Origin of the sequence: Bifidobacterium sp. SO4, assembly GCF_018555355.1 — a bacterium.
Lineage (GTDB): Bacteria > Actinomycetota > Actinomycetes > Actinomycetales > Bifidobacteriaceae > Bifidobacterium > Bifidobacterium miconisargentati.
In genome coordinates this window covers 96,115-111,729 of record NZ_JAFEJP010000003.1, presented here as the reverse complement: position 1 = coordinate 111,729, position 15,615 = coordinate 96,115, and the positions used below count along the sequence as shown (strand labels likewise).

15 protein-coding genes and 5 tRNA genes are annotated in these 15,615 nt (G+C 64.2%); 18 read left to right on the top strand and 2 right to left on the bottom strand.

Annotated elements, in window-relative coordinates:
* Positions 1-77: 77 nt before the first annotated feature.
* Both hrcA and dnaJ read left to right on the top strand, forming a co-directional pair.
* Positions 78-1,169 carry a heat-inducible transcriptional repressor HrcA gene (gene hrcA, locus JS536_RS03510; protein WP_214355786.1) on the top strand — a complete coding sequence of 364 codons (1,092 nt, stop codon included), beginning with the start codon at positions 78-80 and terminating at the stop codon, positions 1,167-1,169.
* Between the two features lie 54 nt (positions 1,170-1,223).
* Positions 1,224-2,369, top strand: a complete 1,146-nt coding sequence (gene dnaJ, locus JS536_RS03505; RefSeq protein ID WP_214304904.1) for a molecular chaperone DnaJ — start codon at positions 1,224-1,226, stop codon at positions 2,367-2,369.
* A gap of 160 nt (positions 2,370-2,529) precedes the next feature.
* On the opposite strand, the gene JS536_RS03500 is transcribed toward dnaJ, so the two are convergent.
* Positions 2,530-3,321 (bottom strand): fructosamine kinase family protein, encoded by a 792-nt coding sequence (locus tag JS536_RS03500; RefSeq protein WP_109056069.1) that lies wholly within the window; start codon positions 3,319-3,321, stop codon positions 2,530-2,532.
* 173 nt (positions 3,322-3,494) lie between these two features.
* Here JS536_RS03500 and JS536_RS03495 point away from each other — a divergent pair, with 173 nt between their 5' ends.
* On the top strand, positions 3,495-4,412 hold the full coding sequence (locus JS536_RS03495) for an undecaprenyl-diphosphate phosphatase (RefSeq protein WP_214304902.1): 918 nt from the start codon (positions 3,495-3,497) through the stop codon (positions 4,410-4,412).
* Positions 4,413-4,578: 166 nt separating this feature from the next.
* Here the strand turns inward: JS536_RS03495 and JS536_RS03490 are convergent, their stop codons facing one another.
* Complete coding sequence (locus tag JS536_RS03490) at positions 4,579-5,412, bottom strand: PAC2 family protein (protein ID WP_214355785.1); 834 nt, start codon at positions 5,410-5,412, stop codon at positions 4,579-4,581.
* A 190-nt stretch (positions 5,413-5,602) separates the two neighbouring features.
* Between JS536_RS03490 and JS536_RS03485 the strand changes: the two genes are divergently transcribed.
* The 15 genes from JS536_RS03485 to sucD all read left to right on the top strand — a co-directional run bounded on the left by JS536_RS03485 (position 5,603) and on the right by sucD (position 15,598).
* Positions 5,603-5,675: transfer RNA gene (locus JS536_RS03485), tRNA-Gly, on the top strand.
* Between the two features lie 28 nt (positions 5,676-5,703).
* Positions 5,704-5,774 (top strand) — tRNA-Cys (locus JS536_RS03480).
* A gap of 41 nt (positions 5,775-5,815) precedes the next feature.
* Positions 5,816-5,887 (top strand) — tRNA-Val (locus tag JS536_RS03475).
* A gap of 48 nt (positions 5,888-5,935) precedes the next feature.
* A tRNA-Val gene (locus JS536_RS03470) sits at positions 5,936-6,008 on the top strand.
* Positions 6,009-6,039: 31 nt separating this feature from the next.
* Positions 6,040-6,115: transfer RNA gene (locus JS536_RS03465), tRNA-Gly, on the top strand.
* 146 nt (positions 6,116-6,261) lie between these two features.
* Positions 6,262-8,295 (top strand): threonine--tRNA ligase, encoded by a 2,034-nt coding sequence (gene thrS, locus JS536_RS03460; protein WP_214355784.1) that lies wholly within the window; start codon positions 6,262-6,264, stop codon positions 8,293-8,295.
* A 69-nt stretch (positions 8,296-8,364) separates the two neighbouring features.
* The gene (locus tag JS536_RS03455) at positions 8,365-8,952 is read left to right on the top strand and encodes an HIT domain-containing protein (protein ID WP_214355783.1); all 588 of its coding nucleotides are present in this window, start codon (positions 8,365-8,367) and stop codon (positions 8,950-8,952) included.
* Between the two features lie 133 nt (positions 8,953-9,085).
* Positions 9,086-9,841: a YebC/PmpR family DNA-binding transcriptional regulator gene (locus JS536_RS03450; RefSeq protein ID WP_214304539.1), complete on the top strand. Its 756-nt coding sequence runs from the start codon at positions 9,086-9,088 to the stop codon at positions 9,839-9,841.
* A 6-nt stretch (positions 9,842-9,847) separates the two neighbouring features.
* On the top strand, positions 9,848-10,432 hold the full coding sequence (gene ruvC, locus JS536_RS03445; protein ID WP_109056075.1) for a crossover junction endodeoxyribonuclease RuvC: 585 nt from the start codon (positions 9,848-9,850) through the stop codon (positions 10,430-10,432).
* Between the two features lie 91 nt (positions 10,433-10,523).
* On the top strand, positions 10,524-11,153 hold the full coding sequence (gene ruvA / locus JS536_RS03440) for a Holliday junction branch migration protein RuvA (protein WP_214355782.1): 630 nt from the start codon (positions 10,524-10,526) through the stop codon (positions 11,151-11,153).
* The gene (gene ruvB, locus JS536_RS03435; protein WP_214355781.1) at positions 11,153-12,217 is read left to right on the top strand and encodes a Holliday junction branch migration DNA helicase RuvB; all 1,065 of its coding nucleotides are present in this window, start codon (positions 11,153-11,155) and stop codon (positions 12,215-12,217) included. The genes ruvA and ruvB overlap by 1 nt, the downstream gene beginning before the upstream one ends.
* A gap of 90 nt (positions 12,218-12,307) precedes the next feature.
* On the top strand, positions 12,308-12,724 hold the full coding sequence (locus JS536_RS03430; protein ID WP_214355864.1) for a preprotein translocase subunit YajC: 417 nt from the start codon (positions 12,308-12,310) through the stop codon (positions 12,722-12,724).
* Positions 12,725-12,811: 87 nt separating this feature from the next.
* Positions 12,812-13,393 carry an adenine phosphoribosyltransferase gene (locus tag JS536_RS03425; protein ID WP_214355780.1) on the top strand — a complete coding sequence of 194 codons (582 nt, stop codon included), beginning with the start codon at positions 12,812-12,814 and terminating at the stop codon, positions 13,391-13,393.
* A 91-nt stretch (positions 13,394-13,484) separates the two neighbouring features.
* Positions 13,485-14,687, top strand: a complete 1,203-nt coding sequence (gene sucC / locus JS536_RS03420; protein ID WP_214304535.1) for an ADP-forming succinate--CoA ligase subunit beta — start codon at positions 13,485-13,487, stop codon at positions 14,685-14,687.
* Positions 14,687-15,598 carry a succinate--CoA ligase subunit alpha gene (gene sucD / locus JS536_RS03415; RefSeq protein ID WP_214355779.1) on the top strand — a complete coding sequence of 304 codons (912 nt, stop codon included), beginning with the start codon at positions 14,687-14,689 and terminating at the stop codon, positions 15,596-15,598. The genes sucC and sucD overlap by 1 nt, the downstream gene beginning before the upstream one ends.
* The last annotated feature ends 17 nt before the right edge of the window (positions 15,599-15,615 follow it).

Sequence of the window (15,615 nt, the reverse complement as noted above, 5' to 3'; positions counted from 1 at the left end):
CTGCGCGGGGTGGGCGAACGCGCGCCGGACATGCCATGAACTGTTCGTGAATTCTTGCATATATAAAGGAGGCGCGCATGACGCAATCAAGACGCATGCTGGTGCTGCGCGCCGTGGTGGAGGACTACATTCGCTCCCAGGAGCCGGTCGGATCCACGTCGCTGACCAAGGAACACAATCTGGGCGTGAGCTCCGCCACCGTGCGCAACGACATGGCCGCCCTTGAGGACGAGGGCTACCTGATTCAGCCGCACACCTCGGCCGGCCGCGTGCCCACGGAAAAGGGATACCGGTACTTCGTGGACCGTCTGGCGACGGTGGTCCCGTTGAGCGAGGCGCAACGCCGCGGCATCAACAGCTTCCTCGCCGGGTCGGTGAGCCTGCAGGACGCCCTGCAGCGTTCGGCCCGGCTGCTTTCGGAGATCACCGGCCAGGTGGCCGTCGTGGCCTCGCCGTCGCTGGCCAAGGCCACGTTGCGTCATGTGGAGATGGTGCCCGTGGCGATGGGCACGTTGCTGGCCGTGGTGATCACCGATACCGGTCGCGTGGCGCAGCATGGACTTTCCGTCGCGCCCATGCCCTCGGCCGACAGCATCGCGCGGCTTTCCGGCGCGGTCAACGAGCAGTGCGCCGGGTTGTCGCTGTCGAAATCCGCCGAAACGGTACGTGCGATCGGCGCATCCGCCGGATACGAGGACGTCCGCGGGGTCGCAGAATCGCTGGCGGACGCCTTCGCCTCGATGGCGCTGGACGAACGCGCCAATGAACTGTACATGTCCGGAGCCTCGCGTCTGGCCCACTCCCACTCGCTGTCCGACCTGGCGCCCCTGTTCGACGCATTGGAGGAACAAGTGGTGCTCATGAAGCTCATGAGCAATCTGAGCGAGGAGACGAACGCCGCCGGCGTGGGCGTGTCCATCGGCTCCGAAAGCCATACGCCCGAACTCCTGCACGCCTCGGTGGTCAGCAGCGGGTACGGCCGGGCGGCCTCGGACCCCGACCAGGGCGATGACGGCTCGGCGCAATCCACGCGGGAGGCCGGCGAACCGATCGCCTTCGTGGGGTCCATCGGACCCACGCACATGGACTACGCCACCACCATGGCCGCGGTCAAGGCGGTGGCCCGTTACCTCACCGCGTTCGTCAGCGAACGACGGACCCAGGACTGACCGCGGGATATGGCACAATAACCCGCGGACCAAACGAACAAAAGGAACAAGTAAGTGGCAGATTATTACGAGACGCTCGGCGTTGACCGCAATGCCAGCGACGACGAGATCAAGAAGGCCTACCGCAAGCTCAGCCGTAAATACCACCCGGACATCGCGGGCCCGGAGTTCGAGGACAAGTTCAAGGAAGTGAACAACGCCTACGACGTGCTGTCCAACCCGGACAAGCGCCGCATGTACGACTCCGGCGTGGATCCCAACAACCCCAACAGCGGTGCCGGCGGGTTCTCCGGCGGTTTCGGCGACATGGGCGACGTCTTCTCCACGTTCTTCGGCTCGGCGTTCGGCGGCGGTTCGCAGGGTCCCGTCCCGCGCACCCAGCCCGGCCGCGACGCGCTGGCCTCCGCTTCCATCGACCTGAAGACCGCGGTGTTCGGCGGCACCGCCCATGTGAAGATCAACACGTTCTCGCTGTGCCAGGAATGCGGTGGCTCCGGCGCGCAGGGCGGCGCCCAGCCGGTCACCTGCCCGGACTGCCACGGACAGGGCTTCATGCAGAAGGTGGTCCGCACCATGCTGGGCCAGATGATGACCTCCGCGCCCTGCGAACGCTGCGAGGGCCACGGCACCATCATCACCAACCCGTGCCCCAGCTGCATGGGCCACGGCCGCGTGCGCGCCACGCGCAACGTGGGCGTGACCGTGCCGGCCGGCATCAACGACAACGCGCGCCTGCGCCTGGCGAACCAGGGCGAGGTGGGCGAAGGCGGCGGTGCCGCCGGAGACCTGTACATCGACGTCCGCATCCGTGCGGACAAGCAGTTCACGCGCGACGGCGACGACCTGCACTGCTGGATTCAGGTGCCGATGAGCTGGGCCGTCCTCGGCCACACGCTCACCATCGACACGTTCGACGGTCCTCAGGACGTCACCATCCCGGCCGGATGCCAGCCGGAGGACACCGTGACCCTCAAGGGCCTGGGCGTCACCAACATCCGCAACAACGACGAACGCGGCAACCTCGTGGCCCACGTGAACGTGCTCATCCCCACCAAACTCAATGATTCTGAGCGCGGGCTCATCGAGCAGTTCGCCGCCTCCCACGACGCGGACGCCTCGCACGTCTCACAGGCCTCCAGGCCCCAGACCGGCCAGAAGAAGAGCGGGTTCTTCTCGAAGCTGAAGGACGCGCTGAGCTGAGTTTTTTCCCTTGGCTCCCCTTGTCAGGGGAGCTGTCATCGAAGATGACTGAGGAGTAGTCATTGGAGAATTGCGAACTTGCGCAGACCGATCTCCTGTGACTACCCCTCAGTCGGCTCTGCCGACAGCTCCCCTGACAAGGGGAGCCAAGCAAGGCTTCCTACTTCAGCAGCGAACGGCACATGGAGCGGTATTCGCTCACGTAACCGCCGCCGAAGAACACGCAGTGGCCGGCGATGGGGTAGAGCTGCCACAGCGTGATGCGCTCCTGCCAGCCTGCCTTCAACGGATGCACGGACTGGTAGCCCTCCGTGATCTGGCTCAGGTAGCTCATGCCGAACAGATGCAGCATGGCCAGATCCTCCTCGCGGTGGCCACCGTGGGCCGCCGGGTCGATGAGTACGGCCTCCGAATGGCCGGAATCCGCCGTCCACATCACATTGCCGCTCCACAGGTCGCCGTGGATGCGTGCGGGCTTGTCGTCGGCCGCGCGGCCCATGATGTCCGGCAGCGCGTCGATCACCTTCTCCGTGAGCTCAACGTCGCGCTTGTCCAGCTCGCCGCGGCGCACGCCGAGATCGACCATCGGACGCAGACGGCCGTCGGCGAAGTAGCTGATCGGGTCGGTCCACTCGCCGGTGTCCATCTTCACCGGATCCTGCAATGGTCCGAAATAGCACGTACCGTCGTAGCCGGCCGGTGCCGAGCCGAAATAGGGGGCGCCGGCGTCGTGCATGCGGGCCAGCGCCGCGCCGAAGTCGAATGCGGCCTTGGCCGTGGGGGAGGAGCTGGACACCCGTTCGATGTCCAGATAGTCCTTGCCCCAGTCGTATACCTCGACCACGCGGGGCCCGCCCTGCGCATGCGCCTCGCCGAGCCACTTGAGGCCGCGGCCCTCGCACTCGAAGAATCCCTGCGGCGCGAACGCCCTGCTCTTGCGATACACGGCCATAACCACTCCCTTCAATTCGTCAATATGAGGTGTCCATTGATGGATGTTCGCCTTCATTGTAGAAGGCGTGCAGTTGTTGCGCCCGTTTTCGTTTGCTTAGTGTTGTTCTACGCACCCTTGGGTAGGGTGTTCATGGTCATAACGAATTTGCATGTCAAGAAACCAGAGGGGTTATGAATTTCTTCCAAGCGCTATTCATGGGTTTGGTTCAGGCGCTCACCGAATATCTGCCGGTATCGTCCAGCGCGCACATCCGCATCATCGGCGACCTGATGATCGGCAAGGATCCGGGCGCGGCCTTCACCGCCATCATCCAGCTCGGCACCGAGCTGGCCGTGATCCTGTATTACCGCCGGGACATCATCCGCATTCTCGGTGCGTGGTTCGGTTCGCTCTTCGGCAAGGAGGGCAAGGACCTCAAGAGCCGTCTCGGCGCCCATAATCCGGACACGCAGATGGGCTGGTTCATCATCATCGGCACCATGCCGATCCTCATCGCCGGCCTGCTGTTCAAGGACGCCATCGAGACCACGCTGAGGAACCTGTGGATCACCGTGACCGTGCTTGCCGTCTTCGGCGTGCTGCTGTGGGTGTTCGACGCCCGTTCCAAGCAGGTCAAGACCATGAAGCAGATGACGTGGAAGGATGCGCTGCTGTTCGGCGTGGGCCAGATGCTCGCGCTGATCCCGGGCGTCTCCCGTTCCGGCGGTACCATCACCTTCGGCCGTGCGATGGGCTACACCCGTGAGGCCGCCGTGCGCGTGAGCTTCCTCATGGCCATCCCCGCCGTGTTCGGCGCCGGCATCCTGGAGGCCGTCTCGGCGGTCAAGGACGTGAGCGCCTGCTCCGCGGGCGACGCGGCCTCCTGCACGGCGATCGGCGCGTTCCCCGGCTGGGGCGCCACGCTTGCGGCCACCGTGGTGGCGTTCTTCGTGGGCTACGTGGTGATCATCGGCTTCCTGAAGTTCGTCTCCACGTTCTCCTACAAGGCCTTCGCCATCTACCGCATCGGTCTGGCCGTGGTGGTGGCCCTGCTGCTCATCACCGGCGTGCTGCCGGCCATCGACCCGTCCGTGGCCGCCGCCGCGTAACGTCGGGCGAGTCGAGCACAGATCCGTAAACGTATATACGATTAAGGGGCATCTCCTGATATGAGAGATGCCCCTTATGTTTGCCCTGTTGCCGTGCGTTTTGCCGTCGATGATCATTGATCGGAACCGCGATGCGGCGCCTCCGAAAGACATATGCGTCGGCGGTTCACTCGCCCATCTGCCTCAGGAACGCCTCGGCCTCGCGCACCAGCTGTTCGCACTGCGGTGTGCCCAGGCCGGCTTCCTCATCCGCCTTGCACTTGAGGTCGTAGTCGCGCTCCAGGTGCTCCACGTATTCGCCCAGCTGGTCGTTGCAACGCACCAGTACGGAGGCCTGCGCCTTCCACTGCTCGGCCTTGCGCCTGAGCTCGGTCGTGTCGAACGTGAAGCCGATGCGCTTGCCCAGCGCGTCCAGCAGACGCATGGTGCCGGCCGCGCAATCGTCGCTGCCCAGGTATTGCGGGATGGAGACCCACATGGATGCATGGGCGAAGCCGCGATCGGCGGCCGCCATATCCAGCACGGTGGGGATGCCGACCGGGCCGTTGTACTCGCGGTCGCATTCGCACTGGCTTTCGCCGTCGCTCACGGCGACAGGCAACGGCCGGGTATGCGGACAGTCGGAGAACATGGCACCCATCGTGACCACCTGCGAGACGTCCAGCTCCTCGGCGATGTGCAGGCTCTGGCTGCAGTACTCCATCCAACGGTAGTTCGGTTCCGGGGCTATCTGCGCGTAGAGATGGCGTCGGGCGTCCAGCGTGATGTCGTAGAACGTGGTCTGCGGCCACACCAGGTTCGCGCGGCCGGAAACGTGGCACAGCATCGGACGGGCCACCTGATAGTCGTAGAACCCATCGCAGTCGATATGCCGGATCTCGCGTGACTCGTACCGCTTGACCAGATAACGGACCACGTTCGTGGCGGCCTGACAGGCGTCGTTCCAACCTTCGAACGCGGCGATCATCACCGGTCCCTGGACGTTCGCTTCTTCACTCATACTTCAAGGGTAACGTGGGGAAACGCCCTTGCGCGCCGGCTTCAGCCATCAGCGAGCGAGGCCATGACCCGTCGAAAACCCAGCTACCACAAGGCGACACGCCGTGACTGGACGGACTGGAGACATGTGTGTATAGTAATCACTCGTGCTTCGGCGAGACACCTTCCCGGTGACTGCCGGACAGACACATGCGGACATAGCTTAGTTGGTAAAGCGCAACCTTGCCAAGGTTGAGACCGCGGGTTCGAGTCCCGTTGTCCGCTCTAGGTCCGACGAGTTGACAGACCTTACGGTGGGTTAGCCAAGCGGTTAGGCAGCGGCCTGCAAAGCCGTATAGACGAGTTCGACTCTCGTACCCACCTCTCAGGACCGCGGAGCAATCCTCGGATTGAGAAGCGGACCCGGGCGGTTGGCGCAGAGGTAGCGCACTTCCCTGACACGGAAGGGGTCACAAGTTCGAATCTTGTATCGCCCACACAGACAGATTCGTTCTGTTGACAATAACTGAACACCGATTGATTTCGGGCGATTGGCGCAGCGGCTAGCGCACTTCGTTCACACCGAAGGGGTCGTAGGTTCGATTCCTACATCGCCCACTGGAATCCGATTCTTACGTCGGAATCCTCTGCGGACATAGCTTAGTTGGTAAAGCGCAACCTTGCCAAGGTTGAGACCGCGGGTTCGAGTCCCGTTGTCCGCTCCACTTCGCAAACCTCGCTTCGGCGAGGTTTTTTCGTATCTGCCTTACGATTTGCTTTTGTCTGACCGCATGCCTATGGTGGCCACTGTTGATTAACCAGTCCAGGCCTGCACATTAGTAACGCGGACCCCGATAGCAAAGGACAAATCATGGCGCAAGCTACCATCTCCATTACAGTCAACGGCGAAGCGAAGGAGGTGGAAGCAACCACCACCGGCGTCGAGCTGTTTGCGGATGACAAGAACATCATCGCTGTCAAGATCAACGGTGAGAACCGTGACCTCTACACGCCGCTTGCCGACGGCGACTCCGTAATGCCGATCGCCCTCGACTCCGAGGACGGCCTCGCGATCATGCGCCACTCGGCCACGCACGTCATGGCTCAGGCCGTGCAGGAAATCTACCCGAACGCCAAGCTGGGCGTCGGCCCCGTGATCAAGGACGGCTTCTACTACGACTTCCAGGTGGACAAGCCCTTCACGCCGGACGATCTCAAGGAGATCGAGAAGCGCATGCAGCGCATCGTCAAGTCCTCCCAGTCCTTCCGCCGCCGCGTGGTGACCGAGGACGAGGCTCTGGCCGAGGAGGCCGACCAGCCTTTCAAGATCGAGCTCATCAAGGACAAGGAGGCGCACCTCGACCCGGCCGCCGCCACCGAGATCGCCGAGAAGGAACTGAGCTTCTACGACAACGTGGACCGCGACGACAACACCGTCTGGAAGGACCTGTGCCGCGGACCACACCTGCCGAACACCCGCTTTATCAAGGCCTTCAAGATCGAGCGCTCCGCCGCCGCCTACTGGCGCGGTTCCGAGAAGAACCCCACCATGCAGCGCATCTACGGCACCGCCTGGGCCACCAAGGAGGACCTCAAGGCTTACCAGACCCGTCTTGAGGAGGCCGCCAAGCGCGACCACCGCAAGCTCGGCGCCGAGATGGATCTGTTCTCCTTCCCGGATGAGATCGGCCCCGGTCTGGCCGTCTTCCACCCGAAGGGCGCCGCGGTGATCAACGCCATGGAGGACTACTCCCGCGAGATGCACCGCAAGTACCACTACAGCTTCGTGCAGACCCCGCACATCACCAAGGGCGGCCTGTACGAGACCTCCGGCCACCTGCACTGGTACAAGGACGGCATGTACCCGCCGATGCACCTGGACGAGGAGAAGGACGCCGAGGGCAACATCACCAAGCCGGGCGCCGACTACTACCTCAAGCCGATGAACTGCCCGATGCACAACCTGATCTTCAAGTCGCGCCAGCGCTCCTACCGTGAGCTGCCGCTGCGTCTCTTCGAGTTCGGCACCGTGTACCGCTACGAGAAGTCCGGCGAGGTCCACGGCCTGACCCGCGTGCGCGGCCTTACCCAGGATGATTCCCACATCTACTGCACCCGCGAGCAGATGAAGGACGAGCTGACCAACCTGCTCACCTTCGTGCTCAAGGTCCTGCGCGACTTCGGCCTGTCTGACTTCTACCTGGAGCTGTCCACCAAGGACGAGCACAAGTACGTCGGCTCCGACGAGATCTGGGAGGAGGCCACCAACACGCTGCGCGAGGTCGCCGAGGCCTCCCACTTGAGCCTCGTTGCCGATCCGGGCGGCGCCGCCTTCTACGGTCCGAAGATCTCCGTGCAGGCCCGCGACGCCATCGGACGCACCTGGCAGGTCTCGACCATCCAGCTCGACTTCAACCTGCCCGAGCGCTTCCAGCTCGAGTACATCGCGAAGGACGGCACCCACCAGCGCCCGGTGATGATTCACCGCGCCCTGTTCGGTTCCATCGAGCGCTTCTTCGCCGTGCTGCTGGAGCACTACGCCGGCGCGTTCCCGGCGTGGCTCGCCCCGGTGCAGGTGCTCGGCGTGCCGGTGGCCGACGAGTTCGCCCCGCACCTGGAGGAGTTCGTCAAGTCCCTGGAGGACGAGATGGTCCGTTGCGAGATCGACTCCTCCGACGACCGCTTCGGCAAGAAGATCCGCAACGCCTCCAAGTCCAAGGCGCCGTTCATCCTCATCGTCGGCGAGGAGGACATGAACAACAACGCGGTCAGCTTCCGCTTCCGCGACGGCAGCCAGCTCAACGGCGTGCCGGTGGACGAGGCCCGCGCCAAGATCCTCACCGTGATCAAGAAGCGCGTCCAGGTCAACTCCGTCGACGACTTCAAGGCCGCCACCGAGGACTGAGTCATTTCCTCACCCGGCTCCCCTCAGACGAGGGGAGCCCCCGATACCCCGAAGGTTGAGAGCATACCGATGACCGAACATGTGCGTGTCGACGACCCGGCCGATTTCCCTCCCCAGGAGGATACGGTCGAGCGCCTGTGGACCCCGCAGCGCATGACCTACGTGCTGCGCAACAGCGAGGACAGGCCCACCAAGCCGAAGACCAAGGAGTGCCCGTTCTGCGCGGGCCCGAAGAAGTCCGACGAGGATGGTCTGATCGCCTGGCGCGGCACGCATGTGTTCGCCATCATGAACCTGTATCCCTACAACGTGGGCCATCTCATGATCTGCCCGTACCGTCATGTGGGGTTCATCACCGAGTTGGACGACGCCGAACTGTTCGAGTTCGAGAAGGCCACCACCCTCGCCATGAAGGTGATGGAATTCGTCTCGCATCCGGACGGCTACAACATCGGCATCAACCAGGGCGAGGTTGCGGGCGCCGGTGTGGCCGCGCACCTGCACCAGCACGTCGTGCCCCGGTGGAACGGCGACGCGAACTTCATGCCCATCGTGGCCCAGACGCGCACCATGCCGATCCTGCTCGAAGACCAGCGTGCCGCATACGCCGCCGCCTTCGAACGCCTCGCGCCCGGACTCAACCTTCCGCTGGCCTGATCGACCACGGGCGGTTCCGGCCTCGTTCGCACCCGCATTCGCGCGGGTGTGGAGACGTCGATACCGCCTATGTCTGATTACCGGCCTACAATCATTCCGTTTGACATCATTCGTTTAATCGCTAGGAGCATTAATGTCAGGTCATTCCAAGTGGGCGACCACCAAGCACAAGAAGGCCGCCATCGACGCCAAGCGCGGCAAGCTCTTCGCCAAGCTCATCAAGAACATCGAGATCGCGGCCCGTCTGGGCGGCGGTGACCCGGACGGCAACCCGTCCCTGTACGACGCCATCTACAAGGCCAAGAAGGCCTCCATGCCGGCCGACAACATCGCCCGCGCCGTCAAGCGCGGTGCCGGTGACGAGGACGGCGCCGCCAACTACGAGGACATCGTCTACGAGGGCTACGCCCCCGCCGGCGTGGGCCTCATCATCGAGTGCCTGACCGACAACCGCAACCGCGCCGCCGCCGAAGTGCGTTCTACCCTGACCAAGGGCAATGGTTCCCTGGCCACCTCCGGTTCCGTGTCCTTCAACTTCGAGCGCAAGGGCCAGATCGTGGTCCCGTCCGAGGGCGTGGACTTCGACAAGCTCTTCGAGACCGCCGCCGAGGCCGGTGCCGAGGACGTGACCGACGATGGTGAGGTCTTCACCGTTATCACCGGCCCGTCCGACCTGTTCACCGTGCGCAAGGCCCTGCAGGACGCTGGTTTCGACTACGATTCCGCCGACCAGGTCATGCAGCCGAAGAACGAGGTCGAGCTCGGCCTCGAGGACGCCCGCAAGGTGTCCAACCTCATCGACAAGCTCGATGACCTGGACGATGTGCAGAACATCTACTCCAACTGGACCGCCTCCGACGAGGTCATGGCCCAGCTCGACGAGGAGTAATCCCCAGTGATCATCCTTGGCGTCGACCCCGGGCTCACGCGCTGCGGGGTCGGCGTGATCGAAGCCGGCGAACATCGCCGGCTTTCGTTTATTCACGTGGATGTGGTGCGTTCCTCGCCCGACATCTCGCAGGACCTGCGTCTGCTGGCCATCTACAACGGCCTGGCGGAGAAGATGGACCGGTTCGCGCCGGACAGCGTGTCCATCGAACGTGTGTTCGCCCAATCCAACCGCAACACCGTGCTGGGTACCGCCCAGGCCGCGGGGCTGGCCATGCTGGCCGCCGCGCAACGCAACATCCCGGTGGCCTTGCATACGCCTACCGAGGCCAAGCTCGCCATCACCGGCAACGGGCAGGCCCAGAAGATCCAGGTCGAACGCATGGTCACGCGCATCCTGAACCTCACCAAAATGCCGACCCCCGCCGATGCGGCCGATGCGCTGGCCTTGGCCATCTGCCATGCCCTGCGCCCCGCGGGAGCGCTGCAGGGCGGCGAACGCGAGCAGCATCTGACGCCCGCGCAGCGCCAATGGGCCGAGGCCGCGCAGCATACGACACGTCGCCGCATCAACCACGACCGCGGTATGTAGTATACTTCGAACAGTTGTTCGATTATGGGTGTGCGGGTGCTGCTGCTGCGGGATCGCCCGGCACCCGGGGGATTTGCGCAAGGAGTGGGCGATGATCGGCATGCTGTCCGGGCGGGTCGAATCGGTCGAGGCCGATACCGCATTGATCGACGTCGGGGGAGTGGGATACGAGGTCCGCATGTCCTCCACCGACCTGGGACGGCTGCACGCCGGACAGGAGACCCGCGTCTACACGTACATGAACATTTCGCAGGACGCCGTCACCCTGCACGGATTCCTGGACCGGGATGCCAAGAAGACCTTCCTGCAGCTCATCAAGGTGTCCGGCATCGGCCCGAAGGTGGCCCAGTCGCTGCTGTCCACGTTGACGCCGATTCAGCTGGCGCATGCCATCGCGGACAACGACGCCACGGCACTGGCCAAGGCGCCCGGTCTGGGCAAGAAGGGCGCGCAAAAGATCATCCTCGAACTCAAGGGCTCCATCGACCTGAGCCAGATCGAAGGCGCTTCGGCCGCCGCCCAATCCACGGCCAAGCCACCGGTCGACACCGGCATGGAACAGGTCATCGAGGGACTCATCTCGCTCGGCTGGCGGCAGCAGGACGCCCAACAGGCCGTCACCGAGGCGATCAACGACAACGACATCACCACTCCGCTGGCGGCGGACGACGTGCCGCGCGTGCTGCGCTTCGCCCTGGCGCTCATGGATAGGGGACGCTGATGAGCGACGACATGAACTACGGCACTTCCAACACCGGTGCCAACGAGGAATCGCTGCGCATGGTCTCCTCCCAGCCGATCGGCAACGAGCCGGTCAGTGACGAGGAGCTCCGCCCGCATGTGCTGGACGGATTCATCGGCCAGCCCCGGCTCAAGGCACAGCTCCAGCTCTTCCTCGACGCCGCCCGCAAACGCGACGTGCCGCCCGACCACATCCTGCTCGCCGGTCCTCCGGGCCTGGGCAAGACCACGTTGGCCATGATCGTGGCCAACGAGCTCGAGGTGCCGATCCGCGTCACCTCCGGCCCGGCCGTGCAACATGCCGGCGATCTTGCCTCGATCCTGAGTTCGCTGGACACCGGCGAGGTGCTGTTCATCGACGAGATCCACCGACTGCCGAGAGCCGCCGAGGAACTGCTCTACATCGCCATGGAGGACTTCCGCGTGGACGTCATGGTAGGCAAGGGGCCGGGCGCGAGCTCCATCCCGCTGACCCTGCCGCGATTCACCGTGATCGGCGCCACCACGCGCGAGGGCATGCTGCCGAGCCCGCTGCGTGCGCGTTTCGGCTTCACCGCGCATCTCGACTTCTATCCGCACGAGGAATTGGAGAAGCTCATCGAACGATCCTCCAACGTGCTGGGCGTGAACCTGGACGAAGGCTCCGCGCATGAGCTCGCCCTGCGCTCCCGCGGCACGCCGCGTATCGCCAATCGTCTGCTGCGCCGCGTGCGTGACTGGGCCATCGTCCATGACCTCATCGTGGTTCGTCCGGAGGATGTCAAGGAGGCGCTGGCGCTCTACCAGATCGACTCCGAAGGTCTTGACCGACTGGACATCGCCGTGCTCAACGCCATCGTGCGCAACTTCAATGGCGGGCCCGTGGGCCTCAACAACCTCGCCGCCATGGTGGGCGAGGAATCCGAGACCGTGGAGACCGTCTGCGAGCCGTATCTGGTGCGTGAGGGCTTCCTGGTCCGCACGCCGAAGGGCCGCGTAGCCACCGAGAAGGCGTGGCAGCATCTGGGCCTTACGCCTAACGATGATGTCAGCAAGCTCTTCTAGACTTTTGCCTGTTTGCACAATCCGGTCATGTGTCAATAACCGGCCGTGACCGTTGATCTGAAGGAGTTTTCCGTGGATTCTTCGTATATTATGCTCATCGTCATGGTCGTGGTCATCGGCGGCATGATGTGGTGGCAGTCCAAGAAGTCCAAGCAGCAGCAGCAGGAGCGTCAGGACTTCCGTCGCAATCTGCAGCCCGGCACCGAGGTCATCACCATCGGCCAGGTGATCGGCAAGGTCGTGGAGGTCGATGAGCAGTACGAGGAGATCGTCATCGATTCCGAAGGCTCCAAGCTGCGCTTCGGCTTCAACGCCATCGCCCGCGAGTACACCCGCCCGGCCTACGTCTCCGACGACGAGGTGGACGAGAACGGCAACCCGCTGTCCGAGGACCAGGAAGCCCCGGCCGCGGACGAGGCCGGCCAGGTGCCGGTCGACGCCGCCGTCGAAACCACCGATGCGAACGACGCCGAGACCAAGCAGAACGGCGAAACCGAAGCGAAGTAAGCTTTCGTCCCGCGGGGCTTCCACGCATGCGGGACGTTCCCATCATCGTCAACACCGTCAACCAACAAGTCATCAAGGGGCGAGCATATGGCACAGTCGGATATCACCATCGAGGCATTGGGCAAGGTCGGGCAGGAGGACGCCGAATACATGGTGTCCCTGATCCGATCCGTGCCCGGATTCCCCAAGGAAGGCATCATCTTCCGCGACTTCATGCCGGTGCTCGCCGACCCGAAGAGTCTGAGGATTCTGCTCAAGGCGCTTGAGGAGGCGTTGCCGGTCGCACCTGACGAGTTCGATGCCGTTGCCGGTCTGGAATCCCGCGGATTCCTGTTCGGCCCCACGCTGGCCTCCCACCTGGGCAAGGGCTTCATCGCCATCCGCAAGGCCGGCAAGCTGCCGCCCGAGACCATCGGCGAATCCTATGACCTCGAATACGGCACCGCCAGCGTGGAGATCGAGACCGAAGCCGTGGCGCACGGCGAGCGTGTGCTCATCGTGGACGACCTGATCGCCACCGGCGGCACCGCCAAGGCCGGCGCGGACCTCATCGAAAAGGCCGGCGGCAAGGTGGCCGGCTTCAGCTTCGTGATGCGCCTCGAAGGACTCGATGGCATCGACAAGCTCGGTGGCGTGCCCACCAGCTCGTTGGTCTCCATGCCCGCGTGAGCCGTCTCACGAACACGCGGTTTGTTGTCATGGTCCGGCATGTACTGTGTACAGTTACATGCCGGACCATTATTTAGTCAGGGAAGGATCCATGGACCTTTACGAATACCAGGCGCGTGAGTTGCTTGAGGAACAGGACATCCCCACCCCGGGTGCCATCTTCGCACAGAACTCCCATGAAGTGGCCGAGGCGGCGGACAAGATCGGCTACCCCTGCGTGATCAAGGCGCAGGTGAAGATTGGCCATCGCGGCCAGGCGGGCGGCGTGAAGATCGCCCACAACCGCGACGAGGCCATCCTCGAATCCGAGGCCATTTTGCCGATGACCATCCACGGACATAAGGTCTCGGGCGTGCTCGTGGCCGAAGCCAAGAACATCCTGCACGAGTACTACGTGTCCATCTCCGTGGACCGCACCTCCCGCGATTTCGATGTGCTGGCCACCGCCAACGGCGGCACCGAGGTCGAGGAGATCGCCAAGGAACATCCGGAATCCGTCAAGCGCCTGCACATCGAGGCGCTCGGCGACTTCGATCTCGCGGCGGCCACCAAGATGGCCGAAAGCATCGGCTTCTACCATGCGGACGTGGATCAGGCCGCCCAGATCCTGCTCAAGATGTGGCGCTGCTTCAAGGAGAACGACGCCACGCTGGTGGAGATCAACCCGCTGGCCAAGATCGGAGACCCGGACGACGAATCCACCAAGCAGCTGTGCGCGCTTGACGCCAAGATCTCCCTTGACGACAACGCCGCGTTCCGCCATGACGGCTGGACTCGCTTCGTGGATCCCATCGTGCCCGACCCGTTCGAGCAGAAGGCACGCGAGCATGGCCTGCACTACGTGCACCTGCACGGCGAGGTCGGCGTGATCGGCAACGGCGCGGGCCTGGTCATGAGCTCGTTGGACGCCGTCTCCGGTGCCGGCGAGGAGCAGGGCACCGGCATCAAGCCGGCCAACTTCCTGGACATCGGCGGTGGCGCCTCCGCGGCCGTCATGGCCAGCAGCCTGGAGATCGTCCTGTCCGACCCGCAGGTCGAATCCGTGTTCATCAACGTCTACGGCGGCATCACCTCCTGCGTGGAGGTGGCCAACGGCATCCTCGAGGCCGTCAAGGCGCTTGGCAGCTCCAAGCCCATCGTGGTCCGCTTCGACGGCAACGCCGCGGCGGAAGGCCTGCACATCCTGGCCGAAGCCAACAACCCGATCATCCATGTGTCCGAAACCATGGAGGGCGCCGCGCAGAGGGCCGCCCAGCTGGCCGCCGAAGCCACCAAGTCCAAGGAGGTTCGCTGATGCTGTTCATCGAAGACGGCGCACCGGTAATCGTTCAGGGCATGACCGGTCATCAGGGCATGACGCACACCGCGCGCATGCTCAAGGCCGGCACCAACATCGTCGGCGGCGTGAACCCGCGCAAGGCGGGCACCACCGTCACCTTCCCGGCCGCCCGCAACGGCGAGGATGCGGACATCCCCGTGTTCGCCACCTGCTCCGAAGCCCGCGAGGCCACCGGCGCCAAGGCCAGCGTGGTGTTCGTGCCGCCGCGCTTCGCCAAGAACGCCGTGGTCGAGGCCGTCGAGGCCGGCATCGAACTCGTGGTGGTCATCACCGAGGGCATCCCGGTCGCCGATTCCGCCTACTTCGTGGAGCTTGCCCTGCGCAAGGGCGTGCGCATCATCGGACCGAACTGCCCGGGCCTCATCACGCTGGGCGACCCCGGCGTCAATCTCGGCATCATTCCGGACGGCATCGTGGGCCGCGGCCCGCTTGGCCTGGTCTCCAAGTCCGGCACGCTGACCTACCAGCTCATGGGCGAACTCTCCGACATCGGCTTCACCGCATGCCTGGGTGCCGGCGGCGACCCGATCGTGGGCACCACGCTGCTCGAGGCCCTTGAGGCCTTCGAAGCCGACCCGAACACCAAGGCCGTCATGATGATCGGCGAGATCGGCGGCTTCGCCGAGCAGGAAGCCGCCGCATGGGCCAAGGAGCACATGACCAAGCCGGTCGTGGCGTACATCGCCGGCTTCACCGCCCCCGAAGGCAAGCAGATGGGCCACGCCGGCGCCATCGTCTCCGGCGGCAAGGGCACCGCCCAGGACAAGAAGAACGCGCTGGAGGCCGCCGGCATCCCCGTCGGCCGCACCCCGGGCCAGGCAGCCCAGATCATGCGCGACGTGCTCGCCAAGGCCAACATCGACTAAGTGCGGCCCGCCGAACA

Excerpts from the sequence above, each read along its gene's own strand:
- JS536_RS03490 (WP_214355785.1), bottom strand. The coding sequence starts at position 5,412 with ATGAGTGAAGAAGCGAACGTCCAGGGACCGGTGATGATCGCCGCGTTC.
- hrcA (WP_214355786.1), top strand. The coding sequence starts at position 78 with ATGACGCAATCAAGACGCATGCTGGTGCTGCGCGCCGTGGTGGAGGAC.
- JS536_RS03495 (WP_214304902.1), top strand. The coding sequence starts at position 3,495 with ATGAATTTCTTCCAAGCGCTATTCATGGGTTTGGTTCAGGCGCTCACC.
- sucD (WP_214355779.1), top strand. The coding sequence starts at position 14,687 with ATGCTGTTCATCGAAGACGGCGCACCGGTAATCGTTCAGGGCATGACC.
- JS536_RS03450 (WP_214304539.1), top strand. The coding sequence starts at position 9,086 with ATGTCAGGTCATTCCAAGTGGGCGACCACCAAGCACAAGAAGGCCGCC.
- thrS (WP_214355784.1), top strand. The coding sequence starts at position 6,262 with ATGGCGCAAGCTACCATCTCCATTACAGTCAACGGCGAAGCGAAGGAG.
- JS536_RS03500 (WP_109056069.1), bottom strand. The coding sequence starts at position 3,321 with ATGGCCGTGTATCGCAAGAGCAGGGCGTTCGCGCCGCAGGGATTCTTC.
- ruvB (WP_214355781.1), top strand. The coding sequence starts at position 11,153 with ATGAGCGACGACATGAACTACGGCACTTCCAACACCGGTGCCAACGAG.
- sucC (WP_214304535.1), top strand. The coding sequence starts at position 13,485 with ATGGACCTTTACGAATACCAGGCGCGTGAGTTGCTTGAGGAACAGGAC.
- ruvA (WP_214355782.1), top strand. The coding sequence starts at position 10,524 with ATGATCGGCATGCTGTCCGGGCGGGTCGAATCGGTCGAGGCCGATACC.
- JS536_RS03425 (WP_214355780.1), top strand. The coding sequence starts at position 12,812 with ATGGCACAGTCGGATATCACCATCGAGGCATTGGGCAAGGTCGGGCAG.
- JS536_RS03455 (WP_214355783.1), top strand. The coding sequence starts at position 8,365 with ATGACCGAACATGTGCGTGTCGACGACCCGGCCGATTTCCCTCCCCAG.
- JS536_RS03430 (WP_214355864.1), top strand. The coding sequence starts at position 12,308 with ATGCTCATCGTCATGGTCGTGGTCATCGGCGGCATGATGTGGTGGCAG.